The sequence below is a fragment of the Pseudogulbenkiania sp. MAI-1 genome (assembly GCF_000527175.1).
In the GTDB taxonomy this organism is placed as follows: Bacteria; Pseudomonadota; Gammaproteobacteria; order Burkholderiales; family Chromobacteriaceae; genus Pseudogulbenkiania.
Genome location: NZ_AZUR01000001.1, coordinates 1,306,338 through 1,324,350 on the forward strand (window position 1 = coordinate 1,306,338; position 18,013 = coordinate 1,324,350).

Sequence of the window (18,013 nt, forward strand, 5' to 3'; positions counted from 1 at the left end):
GGCGGGCCGTGGCGGTCTGCTTGCTAACGTATACAGAAAGTATTTTGTCGTAAACAAGAATTTCGATTTGTTCCAGAACCCTACTATCTATCTCGTCCACCGTGACAACACATCACAAGAGGAGAGAGTAAATGGAACTGGAAAGTCTGATCAAAATCGAGAACGGTGAGAAAGCCAAGCACACCTTCTCCGATGCCGAGTACGCCAACCGCCAGCGCAAGCTGCGCGAGCTGATGGCCAGCCAGAACATCGACAGCGTGCTGTTCACCTCGTACCACAACATCAACTACTACGCCGATTTCCTGTACTGCTCGTTCGGCCGCAAGTACGGCCTGGTGGTGACGGGCGACAAGGTGGTGTCGATCTCGGCCAACATCGATGGCGGCCAGCCGTGGCGCCGTACCGTCGGCGACTACAACGTGGTCTACACCGACTGGCAGCGCGACAACTTCTACCGCGCCGTGCAGCAGGAAATCCCCAACAAGGGCCGTGTCGGCCTCGAGTACGACCAGTTGCCGGTCGAGGCGCTGAACAAGCTGCGCGCCGCGCTGCCGTCGGTGGAGTTCGTCGACATCAGCGCCGCCACCATGCGCATGCGCATGATCAAGTCGGCCGAAGAGATCGCCCTGATCAAGCACGGCGCGCAGGTGTGCGACGTGGGTGGCGCGGCACTGGCCGCCGCGGTGCACGAAGGCGTGCCGGAACACGAGGTGGCGCTGGCCTCGACCCAGGCGATGGTGCGCGAGATCGCCCGCCGCTTCCCGGATTCCGAACTGATGGATACCTGGACTTGGTTCCAGTCCGGCATCAACACCGACGGCGCCCACAACCCGGTCACCACGCGCAAGGTGCAGAAGGGTGACATCCTCAGCCTCAACTGTTTCTCGATGATTTCCGGCTACTACACCGCGCTGGAACGCACCATGTTCTTCGACCACTGCCCGGACGCGCATCTGCGCCTGTGGAAGATCAACGTCGAGGTGCACGAAGCGGGCCTTGAGCTGATCAAGCCGGGCGCGGTCTGCGGCGAAATCGCCAAGGAACTCAACAAGATCTACGAGAAGTACGACCTGCTCAAGTACCGCACCTTCGGCTACGGCCACTCCTTCGGCGTGCTGAGCCACTACTACGGCCGTGAAGCCGGGCTGGAACTGCGCGAGGACATCGACACCGTGCTCGAGCCGAACATGGTGGTGTCGATGGAGCCGATGATCATGCTGCCGGAAGGCATGCCGGGCGCCGGCGGCTACCGCGAGCACGACATCCTGGTGGTGCACGAGAACGGCGCGGAGAACATCACCGGCTTCAAGTACGGCCCTGAGCACAACATCATCAAGGCCTGATTTTTAGGCTGGCAGCACACTCCGGCGGCACTCGACTGCCGCCGGAGACAAAGACAAGAAACACGAAGGAGATGCAGGATGTTCTCGCAAGATCAGACCATTGCGGAGTTCGATGACGCCTTGTGGAGTGCGCTGGAGGCGGAACGCCAACGCCAGGAAGACCACATCGAACTCATCGCTTCGGAAAACTACACCAGTCCGCGCGTGATGCAGGCGCAGGGCTCGGTGCTCACCAACAAGTACGCCGAAGGCTACCCGGGCAAGCGCTACTACGGCGGCTGCGAGCACGTCGACGTGGTCGAGCAGCTCGCCATCGACCGCGCCAAGCAACTGTTCGGTGCCGACTACGCCAACGTGCAGCCGCACTCGGGCAGCCAGGCCAACGCCGCGGTCTACATGGCCCTGCTGGAACCGCACGACACCGTGCTCGGCATGAGCCTGGCGCATGGCGGCCACCTCACCCACGGCGCCAAGGTCAATTTCTCCGGCAAGATCTACAACGCCGTGCAGTACGGCCTCAACCCGGACACCGGACTGATTGATTACGACGAAGTGCAAAGGTTGGCCGAAGAACACCGACCGAAGATGATCGTGGCCGGCTTCTCTGCCTACGCTCGCGTGCTCGACTTCGCCCGCTTCCGCGAGATCGCCGACAGCGTCGGCGCCTACCTGTTCGTCGACATGGCCCACGTGGCGGGCCTGGTTGCCGCCGGGCTGTACCCGAACCCGGTGCCGTTCGCCGACGTCGTCACCACCACCACCCACAAGACCCTGCGTGGCCCGCGCGGCGGCCTGATCCTGGCCAAGAGCAACCCGGAGCTGGAGAAGAAGTTCAGCTCGCTGGTGTTCCCCGGCATCCAGGGCGGCCCGTTGATGCACGTCATCGCCGCCAAGGCGGTGGCCTTCCTCGAGGCGCTGCAGCCCGAGTTCAAGGACTATCAACGCCGCGTGATCGCCAACGCCCGCGCCATGGTTACGGTATTCCAGGAGCGCGGCTACGAGGTGGTGTCCGGCGGCACCGACGACCACCTGTTCCTGCTCAGCCTGATCAACAAGGGTATCACCGGCAAGGATGCCGACGCGGCGCTGGGCCGGGCGCACATCACGGTGAACAAGAACGCCGTGCCGAACGATCCGCAAAGCCCGTTCGTCACCAGCGGCATCCGCATCGGCTCACCGGCGATCACCACGCGCGGCTTCACCGAGTACGAGTCGGCGCGCACCGCGACGCTGATCTGCGACGTGCTCGACAACCTCGGCAACGAAGAGGTCGTCGCCGCGGTGCGTGCCCAGGTGGCCGCGCTGTGCCGTGATTTCCCCGTCTACCAGCGACGCTGAGAGGCCGCCATGAACGTCAGCACATTCGACCTGTTCAAGATCGGTATCGGACCCTCCAGTTCGCACACCGTCGGCCCGATGATCGCCGCCCAGCACTTTGCCGCGCGCCTGCAGCAGTGCGGCGTGCTGCCGCAGGTGGCGGTGGTCGAGATCCGGCTGCACGGGGCGCTGGCCGCCACCGGCAAGGGGCATGGTACCGACAAGGCGGTACTGCTGGGCCTCGAGGGCAATGTGCCCGACAAGATCGACCCGGACTACGCCGAGGCCCGCCTGGCCGAGATCCGCGCCACGCAGTGCCTCAAGGTGATGGGGGTGCACCCGGTGGTGTTCGCGGAGAAGCTGCGCCTGGTGTTCCTGCCGCGCGAGAACCTGCCCGTGCACACCAACGGCCTGCGCCTGATCGCCAGCGGCGCCGGCGGCACCCCGCTGCTGGAAGAAGTGTACTACTCGATCGGCGGCGGCTTCGTCATCGACGCGGCCGGGCGCCGTCTCAACGGCCTGTTGCCGTCGCGCCCGGTGCCGCACCCGTTCAAATCCGGCGTCGACCTGCTACGCCTCTCCGGCGAGAGCGGCCTGACCATCGCCCAGCTGATGTTCGAGAACGAACAGGCCTGGCGCGAGCCGGACGAGATCCGCCAGCAGTTGCTGGCGATCGCCGAGACCATGGCGGCGGCGGTCAAGCGCGGCTGCGCCACCGAAGGCGTGCTGCCGGGACCGTTGAAGGTCAAGCGGCGCGCCCCCGAGCTCTACCAGACGCTCAAGGCACAGACGGAGGCCAGCCTGCGCGATCCGCTGTCGATGATCGACTGGATCAACCTCTACGCCATGGCGGTGAACGAGGAAAACGCCGCTGGCGGCTGCATCGTCACGGCACCGACCAACGGCGCGGCCGGCATCATCCCGGCGGTGCTGCACTACTACACCAAATTCGTGCCCGGCTCGACCCAGCAGGGGGTGATGGACTTCCTGCTCACCGCGGCGGCGATCGGCATCCTCTACAAGGAAAACGCCTCGATCTCCGGCGCCGAGGTCGGTTGCCAGGGCGAGGTCGGGGTGGCCTGTTCGATGGCCGCCGCCGCGCTTACCGCCGTGCTGGGCGGCACCCCGGAACAGATCGAGAACGCCGCGGAAATCGGCATGGAACACAACCTCGGCATGACCTGCGACCCGGTCGGCGGCCAGGTGCAGATTCCCTGCATCGAGCGCAACGCCATGGGGGCGATCAAGGCGGTGAACGCCGCGCGCATGGCGCTCAAGGGCAACGGCAAGCATTACGTCTCGCTCGACAAGGTCATCAAGACCATGCGCGAGACCGGCGCCGACATGAAGGCCAAGTACAAGGAGACCTCCCGCGGGGGGCTGGCGGTCAACGTCATCGAGTGTTGAGGTGAGACTATGAAACGTTATTCCATTTTCAGCCTGGTGCGTAACGGGCTGTCCTACCACGAGAACTGGCAACGTGCCTGGCGCAGTCCCGAGCCCAAGCGCGAGTACGACGTGGTGATCATCGGCGGCGGCGGCCACGGCCTCGCTACCGCCTACTATCTGGCCAAGGAGCACGGCATCACCAATGTCGCGGTGATCGAGAAGGGCTACCTGGGTGGCGGCAATACCGCGCGCAATACCACCATCGTGCGCTCCAACTACCTGTGGGACGAAGCGGCGCAGCTCTACGAGCACGCGCTGAAGCTGTGGGAGGGCCTGGCGCAGGACCTCAACTACAACGTGATGTTCAGCCAGCGCGGGGTGATGAACCTTGGCCACACGCTGCAGGACATGCGCGACATCGAGCGCCGTGTCGGGGCCAACCGCCTCAACGGCGTCGACGCCGAGGTGCTGACGCCGGAGCAGATCAAGGAGATCGTGCCCTGCATCAACCTCAACAGCCGCTATCCGGTGCTGGGCGCGTCGTTCCAGCCGCGCGCCGGGGTGGCGCGTCACGACGCGGTGGCCTGGGGTTTCGCCCGTGGCGCCGACAGCCGCGGCGTCGACATCATCCAGAACTGCGAGGTCACCGCCATCCGCCGCGACAACGGCGCGGTGGTCGGGGTGGAGACCACGCGCGGCTTCATCAAGGCCAAGAAGATCGGGGTGGTGGCGGCCGGCAACTCGAGCGTGCTGGCGGCCATGGCCGACATCCGCCTGCCGCTGGAGAGCCATCCCTTGCAGGCGCTGGTGTCGGAGCCGATCAAGCCCGTCATCAACACGGTGATCATGTCCAACGCGGTGCACGCCTACATCAGCCAGTCCGACAAGGGCGACCTGGTGATCGGCGCCGGCATCGACCAGTACACCGGCTACGGCCAGCGCGGCAGCTTCCACACCATCGAGGGCACGTTGCAGGCGATCGTCGAGATGTTCCCGATCTTCAGCCGCGTGCGCATGAACCGCCAGTGGGGCGGCATCGTCGACGTCTCGCCGGACGCCTGCCCGATCATCAGCAAGACCCCGGTCAAGGGGCTCTACTTCAACTGCGGCTGGGGCACCGGCGGCTTCAAGGCCACGCCGGGGTCGGGGCACGTGTTCGCCCACACCATCGCCACCGACAACCCGCACCCGCTCAATGCCGCGTTCGCGCTGGACCGCTTCTATTCCGGCCACCTCATCGACGAGCACGGTGCGGCTGCGGTCGCCCACTGATCAGGAGAACCACCATGTTGCAGATTACTTGTCCCTGGTGCGGGCCGCGCGCCGAGAGCGAATTCAGCTGCGGCGGCGAAGCCGACATCGTGCGCCCGTTGGAGAGCGAGAAGCTGTCCGACGAAGCGTGGGGCGACTACGTGTTCATGCGCAAGAACACCAAGGGTATCCACAAGGAGCAGTGGTTCCACGCCTCCGGCTGCCGCCGCTGGTTCAACGCCGAGCGTGACACCGTGACTTACCAATTCATCCGTACCTACCCCATCGGGGCAGGGGCGTCGGGAGATTCTCATGGCGCAGACTAACCGTATTCCGCAAGGCGGCCGCATCAACCGCGCCGTCCCGCTGACGTTCCACTTCAACGGCAAGACCTACCAGGGCTTCGAGGGCGACACCCTTGCCTCGGCGCTGCTCGCCAACGACGTGCACTTCGTCGCGCGCAGCTGGAAGTACCATCGCCCGCGCGGCATCATCACCGCCGGCGTCGAGGAGCCGAACGCGCTGGTGCAGCTCGAATCCGGCGCCTACGAGGTGCCCAACGCCCGCGCCACCGAGCTCGAGCTGTACGACGGACTGAGCGCGAAGAGCGTCAACGCCAAGCCGAGCCTGGAGAAGGACCGCCTCGCGGTGAACCAGAAGATCGCCCGTTTCATCCCGGCCGGCTTCTACTACAAGACCTTCATGTGGCCGCAGAAGATGTGGCCGAAGTACGAGGAGTTCATCCGCGAGGCCGCCGGTCTGGGCGAAGCGCCGACCGCGCTCGATGCCGACCGCTACGACAAGATGTACGCCCACTGCGACGTGCTGGTGGTGGGCGGCGGCCCGGCCGGGCTCGCCGCCGCCTGGATCGCCGGCCGCGCCGGCGCCCGGGTGATCCTCGCCGACAACCAGTCGGAACTGGGCGGCAGCCTGCTCAGCCAGCCGGCCAGTATCGACGGCCTGCCGGGGCTGGAGTGGGTGGCGCGGATCGAGGCGGAACTGGCGGCGATGCCCGAGGTGCAGGTATTGCGGCGCAGCACCGTGTTCGGCTACCAGGATCACAACCTGCTGACCATCTGCGAGCGCAAGACCGACCACCTGCCGCTGGCGCGGCGCCACGGCATCCGCGAACGGGTGTGGAAGGTGCGCGCCCAGCGCGTGATCCTCGCCACCGGCGCCCACGAGCGTCCGCTGGTGTTCGCCAACAACGATCTGCCGGGGGTGATGACCGCCTCCGCGGTGTCGACCTACCTGCGTCGTTTCGGCGTGCTGCCGGGCAAGCGCGCGGTGGTGTTCACCAACAACGACCAGGCCTACCAGACCGCGCTCGACCTGTACGAAGCCGGCGCCCGCGTCACCGTGATCGACCCGCGCACTGCCAGCTACGGCGACCTGCCGCAGCAGGCGCGCCGGCGCGGCATCGAGGTGAAGTACGGCGCGGTGGTGAGCCACGCCAGCGGCGATCTGCGCGTCAGCCGCGTCAAGCTCAGCCGTTACCAGGGCGGCCGCCTCGCCGGCGACGCCGGAACGCTCGATTGCGACCTGTTGGCGATGTCGGGCGGCTTCAACCCGGTGCTGCACCTGTTTGCCCAATCGGGCGGCAAGGCGCGCTGGGACGAGCAGAAAGCCTGCTTCGTGCCGGGCACGTCGGTGCAGGCAGAAACCAGCGCCGGCGCCTGCAATGGCGACTTCAGCCTGGCCCGGGTACTGAGCGGTGCCGTACAGGCTGCCCGCCGCTCGCTCGAGCTGGAGGGTTTCGCGCTGCCCACGCTGCCGGCCTGGTCGGTGGAGGAACAGGGCGAGGCCCCGCTGCTGCCGCTGTGGCTGGTCGGTGACCGCGACAAGGTTGGCCGAAGCGACAAGCAGTTCGTCGATTTCCAGAACGACGTCTCGGCCGCCGACATCTACCTGGCGGCGCGTGAAGGCTACCACTCGATCGAGCACGTCAAGCGCTATACCGCGATGGGCTTCGGTACCGACCAGGGCAAGCTCGGCAACATCAACGGCATGGCGATCCTGGCCGAGGCGCTGGGCCAGAGTATCCCCGAGACCGGCACCACCACGTTCCGGCCGAACTTCACGCCGGTCAGCTTCGGTGCCATCGCCGGGCGCGAACTGGGCGGTTTTCTCGACCCGATCCGCAAGACCTGCCTGCACGAATGGCACGTCGAGCAGGGCGCGCTGTTCGAGGACGTCGGGCAGTGGAAGCGCCCGTGGTACTACCCGAAGAAAGGCGAAGACCTGCACGCCGCGGTGGCGCGCGAGTGTCTGGCGGTGCGCAACAGCGTTGGCATGCTCGATGCCTCGACGCTCGGCAAGATCGACATCCAGGGCCCGGACGCCGCTACCTTGCTCAACTGGCTCTACACCAACCCGTGGAGCAAGCTCGAGGTCGGCAAGTGCCGCTACGGCCTGATGCTGGACGAGAACGGCATGGTGTTCGACGACGGCGTCACCACGCGCCTGGGTGAGCAGCACTACCTGATGACCACCACCTCCGGCGGCGCGGCGCGCGTGCTCAACTGGATGGAGCGCTGGCTGCAGACCGAGTGGCCGCACCTCAAGGTGCATCTGACCACCGTCACCGACCACTGGGCGACCTTCGCCGTGGCCGGCCCGAACAGCCGCCGCGTGCTGCAGAAGGTGTGCAGTGACATCGACTTCGCGCCGCAGGCCTTCCCGTTCATGAGCTACCGCAACGGCACCGTGGCCGGGGTGGCGGCGCGCGTGATGCGCATCAGCTTCTCGGGCGAACTCGCCTACGAAGTCAACGTGCCGGCCAACCTCGGCCGCAAGGTGTGGGAGGCGCTGATGGCGGCCGGCGCCGAGTTCGGCATCACCCCCTACGGCACCGAGACCATGCACGTGCTGCGCGCCGAGAAGGGCTACATCATCGTCGGCCAGGACACCGACGGCTCGGTCAGCCCGATCGACCTCGGTATGGAAGGCATGGTGTCCAAGACCAAGGACTTTCTCGGCAAGCGCTCGCTGTTCCGCTCCGACACCGTGCGCAAGGACCGCAAGCAGCTGGTCGGCCTCAAGCCGGTCGACCCCAGGTTCGTGCTGCCGGAAGGCGGGCAGATCGTGGCGGCACCTACCAGCGGCGGCATCACGCTGATGCTGGGGCACGTCACCTCGAGCTACTTCAGCCCGATCCTGGAACGTTCCATCGCCATGGCGGTGATGAAGGGCGGGCAGTCGCGCCACGGCGAGCGTGTCTACGTGGCCTTGCGGGACGGGAGCAGCATCGAAGTCGAAGTGTGCAGCCCGGTGTTCTACGACGTCGAAGGAGGACGCCAACATGTCTGATCAGCTGATCCAGGAAGCCCCGCTGGTGGGCATTAAATCGAAACTGGCCACGGCCTTCGTCAAGGGGCCGAAAGACTTCGGCCTGGTCGAGCGCGCCTTCATGACCCACGTCACGCTGCGCGGTGACCCGGGCTCGGCGGCCTTCCGCCATGCGGTGGAAGAGGTGCTGCAGCTGGCCCTGCCCAGCGGCCAGACCATGACGGCCTCGGCCAGCGGTTGCAGCGCGGTATGGATGGGGCCGGACGAGTGGCTGATCCAGTCGGTCGAGGAGACCGGCCCCGAGCTGGAGCGGGCGCTGCGCCAAGCGCTCGCCGGCGAGCACCACGCCGTGGTCGACGTCAGCAGCGGCTACACCGTGTTCGAACTCTCCGGCAAGCGAGTGCGCGAGGTGCTGGCCAAGGGCTGCCCGCTCGACCTGCATCCCAAGGTGTTCCCGGTCGGCTGCAGTACGCAGAGCCACTACTTCAAGGCCGGCATCACCGTGCTGCACATCGCGGAGGATCTGTACCAGCTGGTGGTGCGGCGCAGCTTCGCCGAGTACGCCTGCCTGATGCTGCTCGACGCCGCCGACGAGTTCATCCGCTAGCCGGTCGCGGCAGGCCCGCGGCGCGGGCCTGCCTCCCGATCAACCGTCTTTGTAGAAAGCACCGATATGCAGCCACCAAGCCCTGTCTTGACCGGCCTGTGGGAGATCGTGATCGAGGGCCTCACCGCCCAGACCGTGGTCGGCATTCTCGAGCACGAGTGCGAGCCGCAGCCGGTGGTGATCGACGCCGTACTGCGCTACCGGCATCCCGGCGCGCCGCAGGACATTGCCGAGTGCCTTGACTACCACAGCTATTGCCAGGCGCTGTGTCACTACCTATCCAGCCAGCCCGGGACGGGTCTTGTCGAGCAGTTGGCACTTGACCTGCTGGAGCTGTCGTTCCGCCGTTTCCCCTCGCTGGAACAGGCGATGCTGACGCTGACGAAGCCCAATGCCGTGGCGCAGGCGCGGCAGGTGGGCGTGAAGGTGGTGTGGTCGCGCCAGGATTACCAGCACTGGCAGGCACGCCGCCGCGAAGCCGTCCGGCCGCAGCCGGCCTGGGCCTGAGGCGCATAAGGAGAGAAACATGGTATCCCGCAAACCTTCCCCGCAATTCAGCCTGACTCTGGACTGCCCGAGCGAAGCCGGCGAAGTGGCGGCGGCGGTCGAGTTCCTCGACCGGCGCGGCTGCTACATCGACGAGCTGGCCGTGTTCGACGATGAATGTCGCCAGCGCTTCTTCCTGCGCTGCCTGTTCCACCACCGTGCCGGCTCGCCGCTGGCGCTGAACGAACTGCAGCGCGATTTCGCCTCGATCGGGCAACGCTTCGGCATGCGCTGGGCGCTCCACGATCTGGCGGTCCGCCCCCGGGTGCTGATCATGGTATCGAAGCTCGACCACTGCCTGGCTGACCTGCTGTTCCGCTGGCGCATGGACGAACTGAAGATGGACGTGGTCGCCATCGTCTCCAACCATGACACGCTGGCCCCGTTGGCCGAAGCCAACGACATTCCCTTCCACCACCTGCCGCTCACGGCCGAGACCAAGTCCGAACAGGAGACGCGCTTGCGCGCCCTGATCGCCGAGTACGACGCCGAACTGGTGGTGCTGGCGCGTTACATGCAGGTGCTCTCGGCCGAGTTCAGCGCCGACTTCGCCGGGCGCGTGATCAACATCCACCACTCGTTCCTGCCCGGCTTCAAGGGCGCCAAGCCGTACCACCAGGCCTACGAGCGTGGCGTGAAGCTGATCGGCGCCACCGCCCACTTCGTCACCGACGAGCTGGATGAGGGGCCGATCATCGAGCAGGTGGTGGAGCGGGTCGACCATTCCTACGGCCCGGAGCGCCTGCTCGCCACCGGACGTGACGTCGAATGCCTGGCACTGGCCCGCGCGGTCAAGGCCTTTATCGAGAGGAGGGTATTCATCAACAGCAACCGCACCGTGGTGCTCTAGCCCGAGCGCGGCGCGCACGGGCCTCGAACACGGCGAGCCCGTGCCGTAAGCGTCCTGACGCCAGGACAAGGGTCAACAACTGGTTTTTACTTAGAGGAGATCGTCACCAGAGAAGGAATGACGCAGCTGCAGCTCCCCGTTTCCGAGCCATAGCGCCCGTCCCGCCCATGCCCGGGCAGGATCGTGTTCAGCCCATCATGCCGGCTCGCCTCACTGGAGAAAGGGCGAGGTCGACGCATGCCTGGATCGGTCCGGATTGGCGGCGGGCACTGAAACGTTTGTCGAGAAATTTAGTAGTCATGTGATCCAAAAAGTTCACAAAAACAGAGCAATGAACCGGATATTCCGCACTACTACAATCAGTTTGGAGGAGAAACCAAATGCACGACAACAAAGCAAACAGAAGTCGCAAGACCCTACCTAACCGCGGCTACGCCGCCGCGGGTAACGTCGGTACCTACCATGCCGGCGCCGACACCGGCAGCACCTTGAAAAGGGCGGCGATGGCCAGTTTCATCGGTAACTTCGTCGAGTGGTTCGATTATGCCGCCTACGGCTATCTCGCCACGATCATAGCCGTCGTCTTCTTTCCTCAAAGCGACCCGAAGGCCGGTCTGCTGGCGGCCTACGCCGTGTTCGCCATCTCGTTCATCATCCGCCCGATCGGGGGCATCATCTGGGGTCACTTCGGTGACAAGATAGGGCGGCGCAGCGCGCTGTCGCTATCGATCCTGATCATGTCGGCGTCGACCTTCCTGATCGCCCTGCTGCCGACCTACGCCCAGGTCGGTCTGTGGGCACCGATCCTGTTGCTGGTCATCCGCCTGGTGCAGGGCTTCTCGGCGGCCGGCGAGTATGCCGGGGCGTCGGCCTTCCTGGCGGAGTACGCCCCCGAGGGCAAGCGCGGCTTCTATACCAGCATGGTGCCGGCTAGTACCGCGGCCGGGCTGCTGTTTGGCTCGCTGTTCGTGGCGGTGATGCACGCTGTGCTGACCGTCGACCAGCTGCACTCCTGGGGCTGGCGCCTGCCGTTCCTGCTGGCGGCCCCGTTCGGCCTGATCGGCCGCTACATCCGGGTGCGCCTGGAGGACTCGCCCAAGTTCAAGGAGTTGGAAGGCAAGCACCATGTCGCCAAGACCCCGATCAAGGAGCTGATGACCGTGCACCTGGGCAAGGTGGTGGTCGCCTTCGCCGTGACCTGCCTCAACGCCGTGGCGTTCTATCTGGTGCTGAGTTACATGCCGACCTACCTCTCCACCGAGATGGGCATGGGCGAATCGGAGTCGTTCATCGCGGCGTCGATCTCGCTGGCGGCGTATATCGGCCTGATCTTCATGATGGGCTCGCTATCCGACCGTTTCGGCCGCAAGACCATGCTGATCCTGGCCTCGCTGCTGTTCATCGGCCTGACCCTGCCGCTGTTCCAGCAACTGCAGACGCTCGGCTTCATCGGCATCGTGCTGGTGCAGGTGGCGTTCGGCGCCATGTTGACGATGAACGACGGCACCCTGCCGTGCTTCCTGTCGGAAATCTTCCCGACCAAGGTGCGCTACAGCGGCTTCGCCTTTAGCTTCAACACTGCCAACGCCTTGTTCGGCGGCACCGCGCCGCTCGTGGCCACCTGGCTGATCCAGCAGACCGGCAACAAGATGGCGCCGGCCTGGTACCTGATGGTCGCCGCCGCGGTAGCACTGGTAGCCATTCTGGTGAGCCGAGAAACCTCGCGCCAGCCGCTGGCCGACGAGTAAGAAGCGCTTCGCGCTCCGGCGGCGTCGCCGGAGCGTGAGCGGTTCTCCGCACGCAGCCCATGCCGGCAGGGTAGTCGGCACGGCTGCGCCTACTTTCGCCGCGATCGGCTCCTGGGCGCCGATCGCGGCCCCTGTGTGCCGTAGCCGGCCATCGTCCGCTGCCATGAACCCCATCCCGTCCTGTCTTTTGCGTCCGGCAACCCGGAGCGCACCTTACGGCGCACAGCCAGCCACTGAGCGAAACCCCGCCATGAAGATACGTACCAAGCTGGTCCTGTGCTTCCTGCTGACTACCTTATTGCCGATATCGTTCATCGCCACCTTGTCCATACTGCAGGCGCGTTCGGAAGCGATGCAGCATTTCATCGACGCCAGCAGCCGCGAAATCCGCCAGATCGACAAGACCCTGAGCGGCTCGTTCCAGGCGGTATTCAACGATGTGGCGTTTTTTGCCGCGCTGCCGCAGATGGCGCAGCTCGGCCCCGAGATCAGCAACTTTTCCACGCTCTCCGGCGAGCAGCGCATGGCCTCGGCCGGCAAGCCCGGCAACGAAGGCGAGCTGTTCCGGCTGTTCCAGCAGTTCGGCCAGAGCCACCCCGAACTGGCTTACATCTATGTCGGCACCGAGCACGGCGGCATCGTGCAGTGGCCGGAAGGGAAGGTGAATGCCCCGTATGATCCGCGCAAGCGGGGGTGGTACGCGCAAGCCATGGCGAGCCCCGGGCGTAGCGTGCTGACCGATGCCTACTACTGGCCGGGCGACAACGCCACCATCGTCAGCGCGGCGCACGCCATCGAGCGCGACGGCCGCAAGTTCGGCGTGATGGCGATGGACGTGTCGCTCAAGGGGTTGACGGATATGGTGCGCCAGATTCGCATCGGCGAGAGCGGCTTCCTGATGCTGGTGCAGGGTAACGGCACGGTGCTGGTCGATCCGCTCAAGCCCGAGCACAACTTCAAGAAGCTGGCCGAGATCGACGGTGGCGCCTACGCGGCGTTGGCGCGGCTCGATGCCGGCCAGCTCGCCGTGACTGTGGGTGGCGAGGCGTACCAGGCGAACGTGATCAAGTCGCCGATGCTGGGCTGGAAGTTCATCGGCCTGGTCAAGCGCGCCGAGATCTACGCCCACGCCGAGCGCATGACCTGGACCATCGCGGCGATCAGCCTCGGCCTGGTGCTGGTGTTGTTGCTATTGGGTGTCTGGTTGGCCGGCCTCATTGCCCGGCCGGTACAGCAGGTGGCCGAGGGGCTGCACGCCATCGCCGCCGGGGACGGCGAGTTGACGCGCCGGCTCACGGTGACGTCGCGCGACGAAACCGCGACACTGGCGCAACGCTTCAACGGCATTCTCGACACCATCCTGCACCTGGTGCGGCAGACCAGCCTCAAGGCCGGCGAGGTGGGCGAGTCGGCCGAGCGCGTCGATCACGTCGCGCGCACCATGAGCCAGACAGCCCAGGCCCAGCTCGCGGTGCTGGAGAACGCCGCGACCTCGGTCAGCCGCATGGCGGACAGCGCTGAAGCGGTGGCGCGCAATTGCGAGCAGGCCGCCGCTGCGGCGCAGGACGGTCAGCAGTCTGTGCGGCAGGGCGAACAGGTAGTGGACGAAACCGTGGCCAGCGTCGAAGCCCTGAGTGCCACGCTGCGCCAGGCTTCGGCGTCGCTGCGGGAGCTGGAGGCCGCCGGGCAGGACATCACCGCCATCCTCGAGGTGATCCGTGGCATCGCCGACCAGACCAACCTCCTGGCGCTCAACGCCGCGATCGAGGCGGCACGCGCCGGCGAGCAGGGGCGCGGCTTTGCCGTGGTGGCGGACGAGGTGCGTTCGCTGGCGCAAAGCACACAGCAGTCGACGCGCCAGATCCAGGCCTTGCTCGACAAGCTCGGCCAGGGAACGCAGCTGGTGGCCCGGGAAATGGCGTGCAGCCTGGCACAGTCCGACGACACGGTGCTCAAGAGCGGCGCGGCGCGCCAGGCGTTTGCCCGTATCTCGCAGTCGGTGCGGGTGATCCACGAGATGAACGGGCAGATCGCGCGCGCCAGTACCGATCAGCATCAGGCCACGGCGCGGCTCTCCAGCGACATCGAGCATGTCTGCGGCGCGGCGCACCAGGTATCGCACCACGCCGACGAGGCAGCGAGCCACAGCGTGCAGCTGGTGGAGCTGGCGGGCGGGCTCGGCCAACTGGTGAGCCGCTTCAAGACCTGAGCCCGCCGTGGCGATCGATGATGGTTTCAGGAAGGAACATGTTTAGCGAACGACTCGATGCTTGCCCCGATCTGTTGGCGCTGCACGCCGCCGATCGGGCGCATTTCCCCTACCTGCTGATGTCCTCCGGCGAGCAGGGCTGGGATATGCTGTTTGCCCTGCCGGGAGAGACCCGGCTGTTTTACGACGGCGAGGGCGGCGCGTTCCTCGACGCGGTGCGCGCCATCACCCCGCAGCCGGTGGCCAATCCGCACGGCCTGCCCTTCGTCGGCGGTTGGTTCGTGTTTCTCGGCTACGACCTGCTGTCGGAGTTCGAGCCCAGCGTGCCCGCCGGCGTGCCGGACAGCTTTCCGCTGGCGGCGCTGGCGCGCGTGCCGGCCGCCGTGCTGGTCGACCGCGCCACGCAGCAAGGCTGGCTGGTGGCGGAGAGCGCCGAGGAGCTCACGGCGCTGCGTGCCAGGGTAAGCGTCGCACCAGCGTTCACACCGCACCCGGTGGCCTTGCAGCATCTCAGCGAGGACGACCCGAACTGGTACACCGATGCCGTGGTGCGCCTCAAGCGCTACATCCTCGAAGGCGACGTGTTCCAGGTCAACATCTCGCGCGGCTGGCGTGCCACGCTGGCGGACGGGGTGCGCGCCGCCGACCTGTTCGCCGCGCTGCGCCGCGCCAACCCGGCGCCGTTCTCGGCGCTGGCCGACTTTGGCGCTGCCCAGATCGTCAGCTCGTCGCCGGAGCGGCTGGTACGGGTCAAGGACGGCTGGGCCGAGACGCGGCCGATCGCCGGCACCCATCCGCGTTCGCCCGATCCGGTCGAGGACGCGGCGCTGAAGCAGCGGCTGATTTCCAGCACCAAGGAACGTGCCGAGCACGTCATGCTGATCGACCTCGAGCGCAACGACCTCGGCCGCATCAGCCAGCCGGGCACGGTGGAGGTCAACGAACTGATGGCGGTGGAAAGCTACGCCTACGTGCACCACATCGAATCGAACGTGAGGGGCAAGCTGCGCCCCGAGGTGGCGCCAGTCGACGTGTTCCGCGCGCTGTTCCCCGGCGGCACCATCACCGGCTGCCCCAAGGTGCGCACCATGCAGATCATCCGTGAGCTGGAGGCCGGTGCGCGCCGTGCCTACACCGGCAGCCTGGGTTACCTGAACCGCGACGGCAGCATGGACCTGAACATCCTGATCCGCACCTTCATGCAGGAGGGCCAGCAACTGCGCTTCCGCGCCGGCGGCGGCATCGTGGCCGACTCGGACCCCGAGCGCGAGTTGCAGGAAACCCGCCACAAGGCACGCGGCCTGCTGCGCGCGCTGGGCGTGGAGCAGGCCTGAGGCGTCGGCGCAGGCAAAAGGTTGGCCGAAGACGGTGTACGGCCGGCCTTGCCGCCACCAGGTGGGTGGCGCACCAGGCCGGCCTCTGCCGCCGCTAGCCGTGGGCAGTGCTACCGATCCTCACCGGTTCGCCCGAGCGGGCGCTGGCGTAGATCGCGTCGAGAATCTCCATCACGATCAGGCCTTCCTCGCCGGGGGCGGGGTGGGGGCGCTCGTTGAGAATCGCCTCGGCGTAATCGTGCATCGCAGAGTGCGCCTGTGCCGCCGACGGGTTGAGGTGCATGTCGAACTGCGCGCCGTCCTGCTCCATAAAGATGTGCGCGTCGAAGGTGTAGCCCTCGTTGAGGTTGTGCTGCAGCAGCCCGGCCTTGGTGCCCAAGAGGCGGGTTTCCATCAGCTCGGCTTCGCGGATGTTGGCGGCCCAGGAGGCTTCGAGCGCCAGCGTGGCGCCGTTGTCGAAGCGGATCAGCGCGGCGGCGAGGTCTTCGACGTCAAAGGCCTTGCCTGACCGTTCGGCCAGTTCGCGAGCGATCGGGTCGTAAGTGCTGCCCATCACCCAGGTCGGCTTCGGGTAACCCATCAGCCACAAGGCCAGGTCCAGCCGGTGCACGCCGAGGTCGATCAGCGGGCCGCCGCCGGCCAGGGCCTTGGTGCCGAACCAGCCGCCGAAGCCCGGCATGCCGCGCCGGCGGTGCCACACGGTGCGGCCGAAGTAGAAGTCGCCGAAGCGGCCGGCATCGACCTGGGCCTTGAGCGCCCGCGATTGTGCGGAAAAGCGGTAGGAGAAGTTGATCATCAGCCGCTTGCCGGCGCGCCGTGCCGCCTCCAGCATCTCGCGCCCCTCGGTGGCGTTCATCGCCATCGGCTTCTCGCACAGCACGTGGCAGCCGGCGTCGAAGGCCGCCAGCGTGAGTGCCTTGTGGTACTTGTTCGGGGTGCAGACGCTCACCACGTCGAGCTGCTCCGCTGCCAGCATCGCCTCGGCGCTGTCGTAGCGAGCCGGGATGGAGAACTGGTCGCCCACCTTGGCAAGCCGTTCGAGGTCGGGATCGGCGATCGCCACCACGTCCACGTTCGGGTGCTGCAGCCAGCCTTCGATGTGCAGGCGGCCGATGCCAAGGCCGATCACGCCGACGCGCAGACGGCGGCCATCCGCTGCCGCCGGCGCTGCCTTCACTTCCACCTGGTAGTTGTCGTTCATTCGATATCTCCCTTGCCCTGCAGGATGCCGACTTTGCCGAAGTTCACGGTCTTTTCGCTCAGTTTCTCCAGCGGTTCCACGCACGGGCAGCGGTCGACGATGTTGACGCGCGGCGCGGCCCACTGCACCGCGTTGGCCAGCACGCGCTGGACGTTGGCGTCGTGGTAGGTGGGGTAGGCTTCGTGACCGGGGCGGAAGTAGAACAGGCGCCCGTGACCGCGCTCCCAGCAGCAGCCGGAGCGGAACACTTCGCCGCCCTCGAACCACGAGATGAACACCGTGCTGTCCGGCAGCGGAATGTCGAAGCGCTCGCCGTACATCTCTTCGTAGGGCAGCTCGAAATACTCGCCGAGACCGGCGGCGATGGGATGCGAGGGCTCGACCACCCATACCCGTTCCTTCTCGTCCGCCTCGCGCCATTTGAGCGAGCAGTTCGTCCCCAAGAGACGGCGGAAGATCTTCGAGAAGTGGCCCGAGTGCAGCACGATCAGGCCCATGCCTTCGAGCACACGGCGCTGCACGCGCTCGACCACGGCATCGGACACCTGATCGTGCGCCTTGTGGCCCCACCACAGCAGCACGTCGCAGTTGGCGAGGCGTTCTTCGGACAGGCCGTGTTCGGGCTCGTCGAGGGTGGCGGTGGCGATGTCGAGCGGCAGCGCGCCGGGATTCAGTCCCGGTGTCTCGGCGAGCGCGGCGGCGATGGTGGTATGCAGGCCGTCGGGATAAATGGCGCGGACGGCCTCATTCTCCCGCTCGTGCCGGAATTCGTTCCAGACAATGACAGAAATCTTGGTTTTTAGCACAATGGCTCCCCAGAGTGGTTGCAACGTCGGATGGCGGCACGGAATGCCGCTGAGGCCCTTAACATGGATGAATCTGGTGGGCTGGCATGGAAAAGATTAGCCGGCCGGCTGGCCTGCCTTCAAC

14 protein-coding genes are annotated in these 18,013 nt (G+C 66.3%); 12 read left to right on the top strand and 2 right to left on the bottom strand.

Annotated features, from left to right (window positions below):
* The first annotated feature begins 131 nt into the window (after positions 1–131).
* The 12 genes from PSEMAI1_RS0106100 to PSEMAI1_RS0106155 all read left to right on the top strand — a co-directional run bounded on the left by PSEMAI1_RS0106100 (position 132) and on the right by PSEMAI1_RS0106155 (position 15,882).
* Entirely contained in the window at positions 132–1,343 is a 1,212-nt protein-coding gene (locus tag PSEMAI1_RS0106100; RefSeq protein ID WP_024302013.1) for a M24 family metallopeptidase, read from the top strand.
* A 78-nt stretch (positions 1,344–1,421) separates the two neighbouring features.
* Positions 1,422–2,681, top strand: a complete 1,260-nt coding sequence (gene glyA / locus PSEMAI1_RS0106105) for a serine hydroxymethyltransferase (RefSeq protein ID WP_024302014.1) — start codon at positions 1,422–1,424, stop codon at positions 2,679–2,681.
* Between the two features lie 9 nt (positions 2,682–2,690).
* Entirely contained in the window at positions 2,691–4,067 is a 1,377-nt protein-coding gene (locus PSEMAI1_RS0106110; protein ID WP_024302015.1) for an L-serine ammonia-lyase, read from the top strand.
* Positions 4,068–4,076: 9 nt separating this feature from the next.
* Positions 4,077–5,321 (top strand): sarcosine oxidase subunit beta family protein, encoded by a 1,245-nt coding sequence (locus PSEMAI1_RS0106115; protein WP_024302016.1) that lies wholly within the window; start codon positions 4,077–4,079, stop codon positions 5,319–5,321.
* 14 nt (positions 5,322–5,335) lie between these two features.
* Positions 5,336–5,626: a sarcosine oxidase subunit delta gene (locus PSEMAI1_RS0106120; protein ID WP_024302017.1), complete on the top strand. Its 291-nt coding sequence runs from the start codon at positions 5,336–5,338 to the stop codon at positions 5,624–5,626.
* Positions 5,613–8,609, top strand: a complete 2,997-nt coding sequence (locus PSEMAI1_RS0106125) for a sarcosine oxidase subunit alpha family protein (protein WP_024302018.1) — start codon at positions 5,613–5,615, stop codon at positions 8,607–8,609. The genes PSEMAI1_RS0106120 and PSEMAI1_RS0106125 overlap by 14 nt, the downstream gene beginning before the upstream one ends.
* Positions 8,602–9,195 (top strand): sarcosine oxidase subunit gamma, encoded by a 594-nt coding sequence (locus PSEMAI1_RS0106130; RefSeq protein ID WP_024302019.1) that lies wholly within the window; start codon positions 8,602–8,604, stop codon positions 9,193–9,195. The genes PSEMAI1_RS0106125 and PSEMAI1_RS0106130 overlap by 8 nt, the downstream gene beginning before the upstream one ends.
* A gap of 66 nt (positions 9,196–9,261) precedes the next feature.
* Positions 9,262–9,702, top strand: coding sequence for a dihydroneopterin aldolase (locus PSEMAI1_RS0106135; RefSeq protein WP_024302020.1), 441 nt, complete (start codon positions 9,262–9,264; stop codon positions 9,700–9,702).
* 19 nt (positions 9,703–9,721) lie between these two features.
* Positions 9,722–10,591 (top strand): formyltetrahydrofolate deformylase, encoded by an 870-nt coding sequence (gene purU / locus PSEMAI1_RS0106140; RefSeq protein ID WP_024302021.1) that lies wholly within the window; start codon positions 9,722–9,724, stop codon positions 10,589–10,591.
* 380 nt (positions 10,592–10,971) lie between these two features.
* On the top strand, positions 10,972–12,339 hold the full coding sequence (locus PSEMAI1_RS0106145) for an MFS transporter (protein ID WP_024302022.1): 1,368 nt from the start codon (positions 10,972–10,974) through the stop codon (positions 12,337–12,339).
* A gap of 250 nt (positions 12,340–12,589) precedes the next feature.
* A complete protein-coding gene (locus tag PSEMAI1_RS0106150) occupies positions 12,590–14,548 on the top strand; it encodes a methyl-accepting chemotaxis protein (protein WP_024302023.1) in 1,959 nt (652 codons plus the stop codon).
* Positions 14,549–14,586: 38 nt separating this feature from the next.
* Entirely contained in the window at positions 14,587–15,882 is a 1,296-nt protein-coding gene (locus PSEMAI1_RS0106155) for an aminodeoxychorismate synthase component I (protein WP_024302024.1), read from the top strand.
* Between the two features lie 94 nt (positions 15,883–15,976).
* On the opposite strand, the gene PSEMAI1_RS0106160 is transcribed toward PSEMAI1_RS0106155, so the two are convergent.
* Together PSEMAI1_RS0106160 and PSEMAI1_RS0106165 are read right to left on the bottom strand one after the other, a co-directional pair.
* The gene (locus PSEMAI1_RS0106160; protein WP_024302025.1) at positions 15,977–17,083 is read right to left on the bottom strand and encodes a Gfo/Idh/MocA family protein; all 1,107 of its coding nucleotides are present in this window, start codon (positions 17,081–17,083) and stop codon (positions 15,977–15,979) included.
* Positions 17,080–17,889 carry a ThuA domain-containing protein gene (locus PSEMAI1_RS0106165; protein ID WP_024302026.1) on the bottom strand — a complete coding sequence of 270 codons (810 nt, stop codon included), beginning with the start codon at positions 17,887–17,889 and terminating at the stop codon, positions 17,080–17,082. Before PSEMAI1_RS0106165 ends, PSEMAI1_RS0106160 begins: the two co-directional genes overlap by 4 nt.
* Positions 17,890–18,013 lie beyond the last annotated feature (124 nt).

Bases quoted from the DNA above. Each gene is read 5' to 3' on its own strand.
- PSEMAI1_RS0106100 (WP_024302013.1), top strand. From the start codon at position 132: ATGGAACTGGAAAGTCTGATCAAAATCGAGAACGGTGAGAAAGCCAAG.
- glyA (WP_024302014.1), top strand. From the start codon at position 1,422: ATGTTCTCGCAAGATCAGACCATTGCGGAGTTCGATGACGCCTTGTGG.
- PSEMAI1_RS0106110 (WP_024302015.1), top strand. From the start codon at position 2,691: ATGAACGTCAGCACATTCGACCTGTTCAAGATCGGTATCGGACCCTCC.
- PSEMAI1_RS0106115 (WP_024302016.1), top strand. From the start codon at position 4,077: ATGAAACGTTATTCCATTTTCAGCCTGGTGCGTAACGGGCTGTCCTAC.
- PSEMAI1_RS0106120 (WP_024302017.1), top strand. From the start codon at position 5,336: ATGTTGCAGATTACTTGTCCCTGGTGCGGGCCGCGCGCCGAGAGCGAA.
- PSEMAI1_RS0106125 (WP_024302018.1), top strand. From the start codon at position 5,613: ATGGCGCAGACTAACCGTATTCCGCAAGGCGGCCGCATCAACCGCGCC.
- PSEMAI1_RS0106130 (WP_024302019.1), top strand. From the start codon at position 8,602: ATGTCTGATCAGCTGATCCAGGAAGCCCCGCTGGTGGGCATTAAATCG.
- PSEMAI1_RS0106135 (WP_024302020.1), top strand. From the start codon at position 9,262: ATGCAGCCACCAAGCCCTGTCTTGACCGGCCTGTGGGAGATCGTGATC.
- purU (WP_024302021.1), top strand. From the start codon at position 9,722: ATGGTATCCCGCAAACCTTCCCCGCAATTCAGCCTGACTCTGGACTGC.
- PSEMAI1_RS0106145 (WP_024302022.1), top strand. From the start codon at position 10,972: ATGCACGACAACAAAGCAAACAGAAGTCGCAAGACCCTACCTAACCGC.
- PSEMAI1_RS0106150 (WP_024302023.1), top strand. From the start codon at position 12,590: ATGAAGATACGTACCAAGCTGGTCCTGTGCTTCCTGCTGACTACCTTA.
- PSEMAI1_RS0106155 (WP_024302024.1), top strand. From the start codon at position 14,587: ATGTTTAGCGAACGACTCGATGCTTGCCCCGATCTGTTGGCGCTGCAC.
- PSEMAI1_RS0106160 (WP_024302025.1), bottom strand. From the start codon at position 17,083: ATGAACGACAACTACCAGGTGGAAGTGAAGGCAGCGCCGGCGGCAGCG.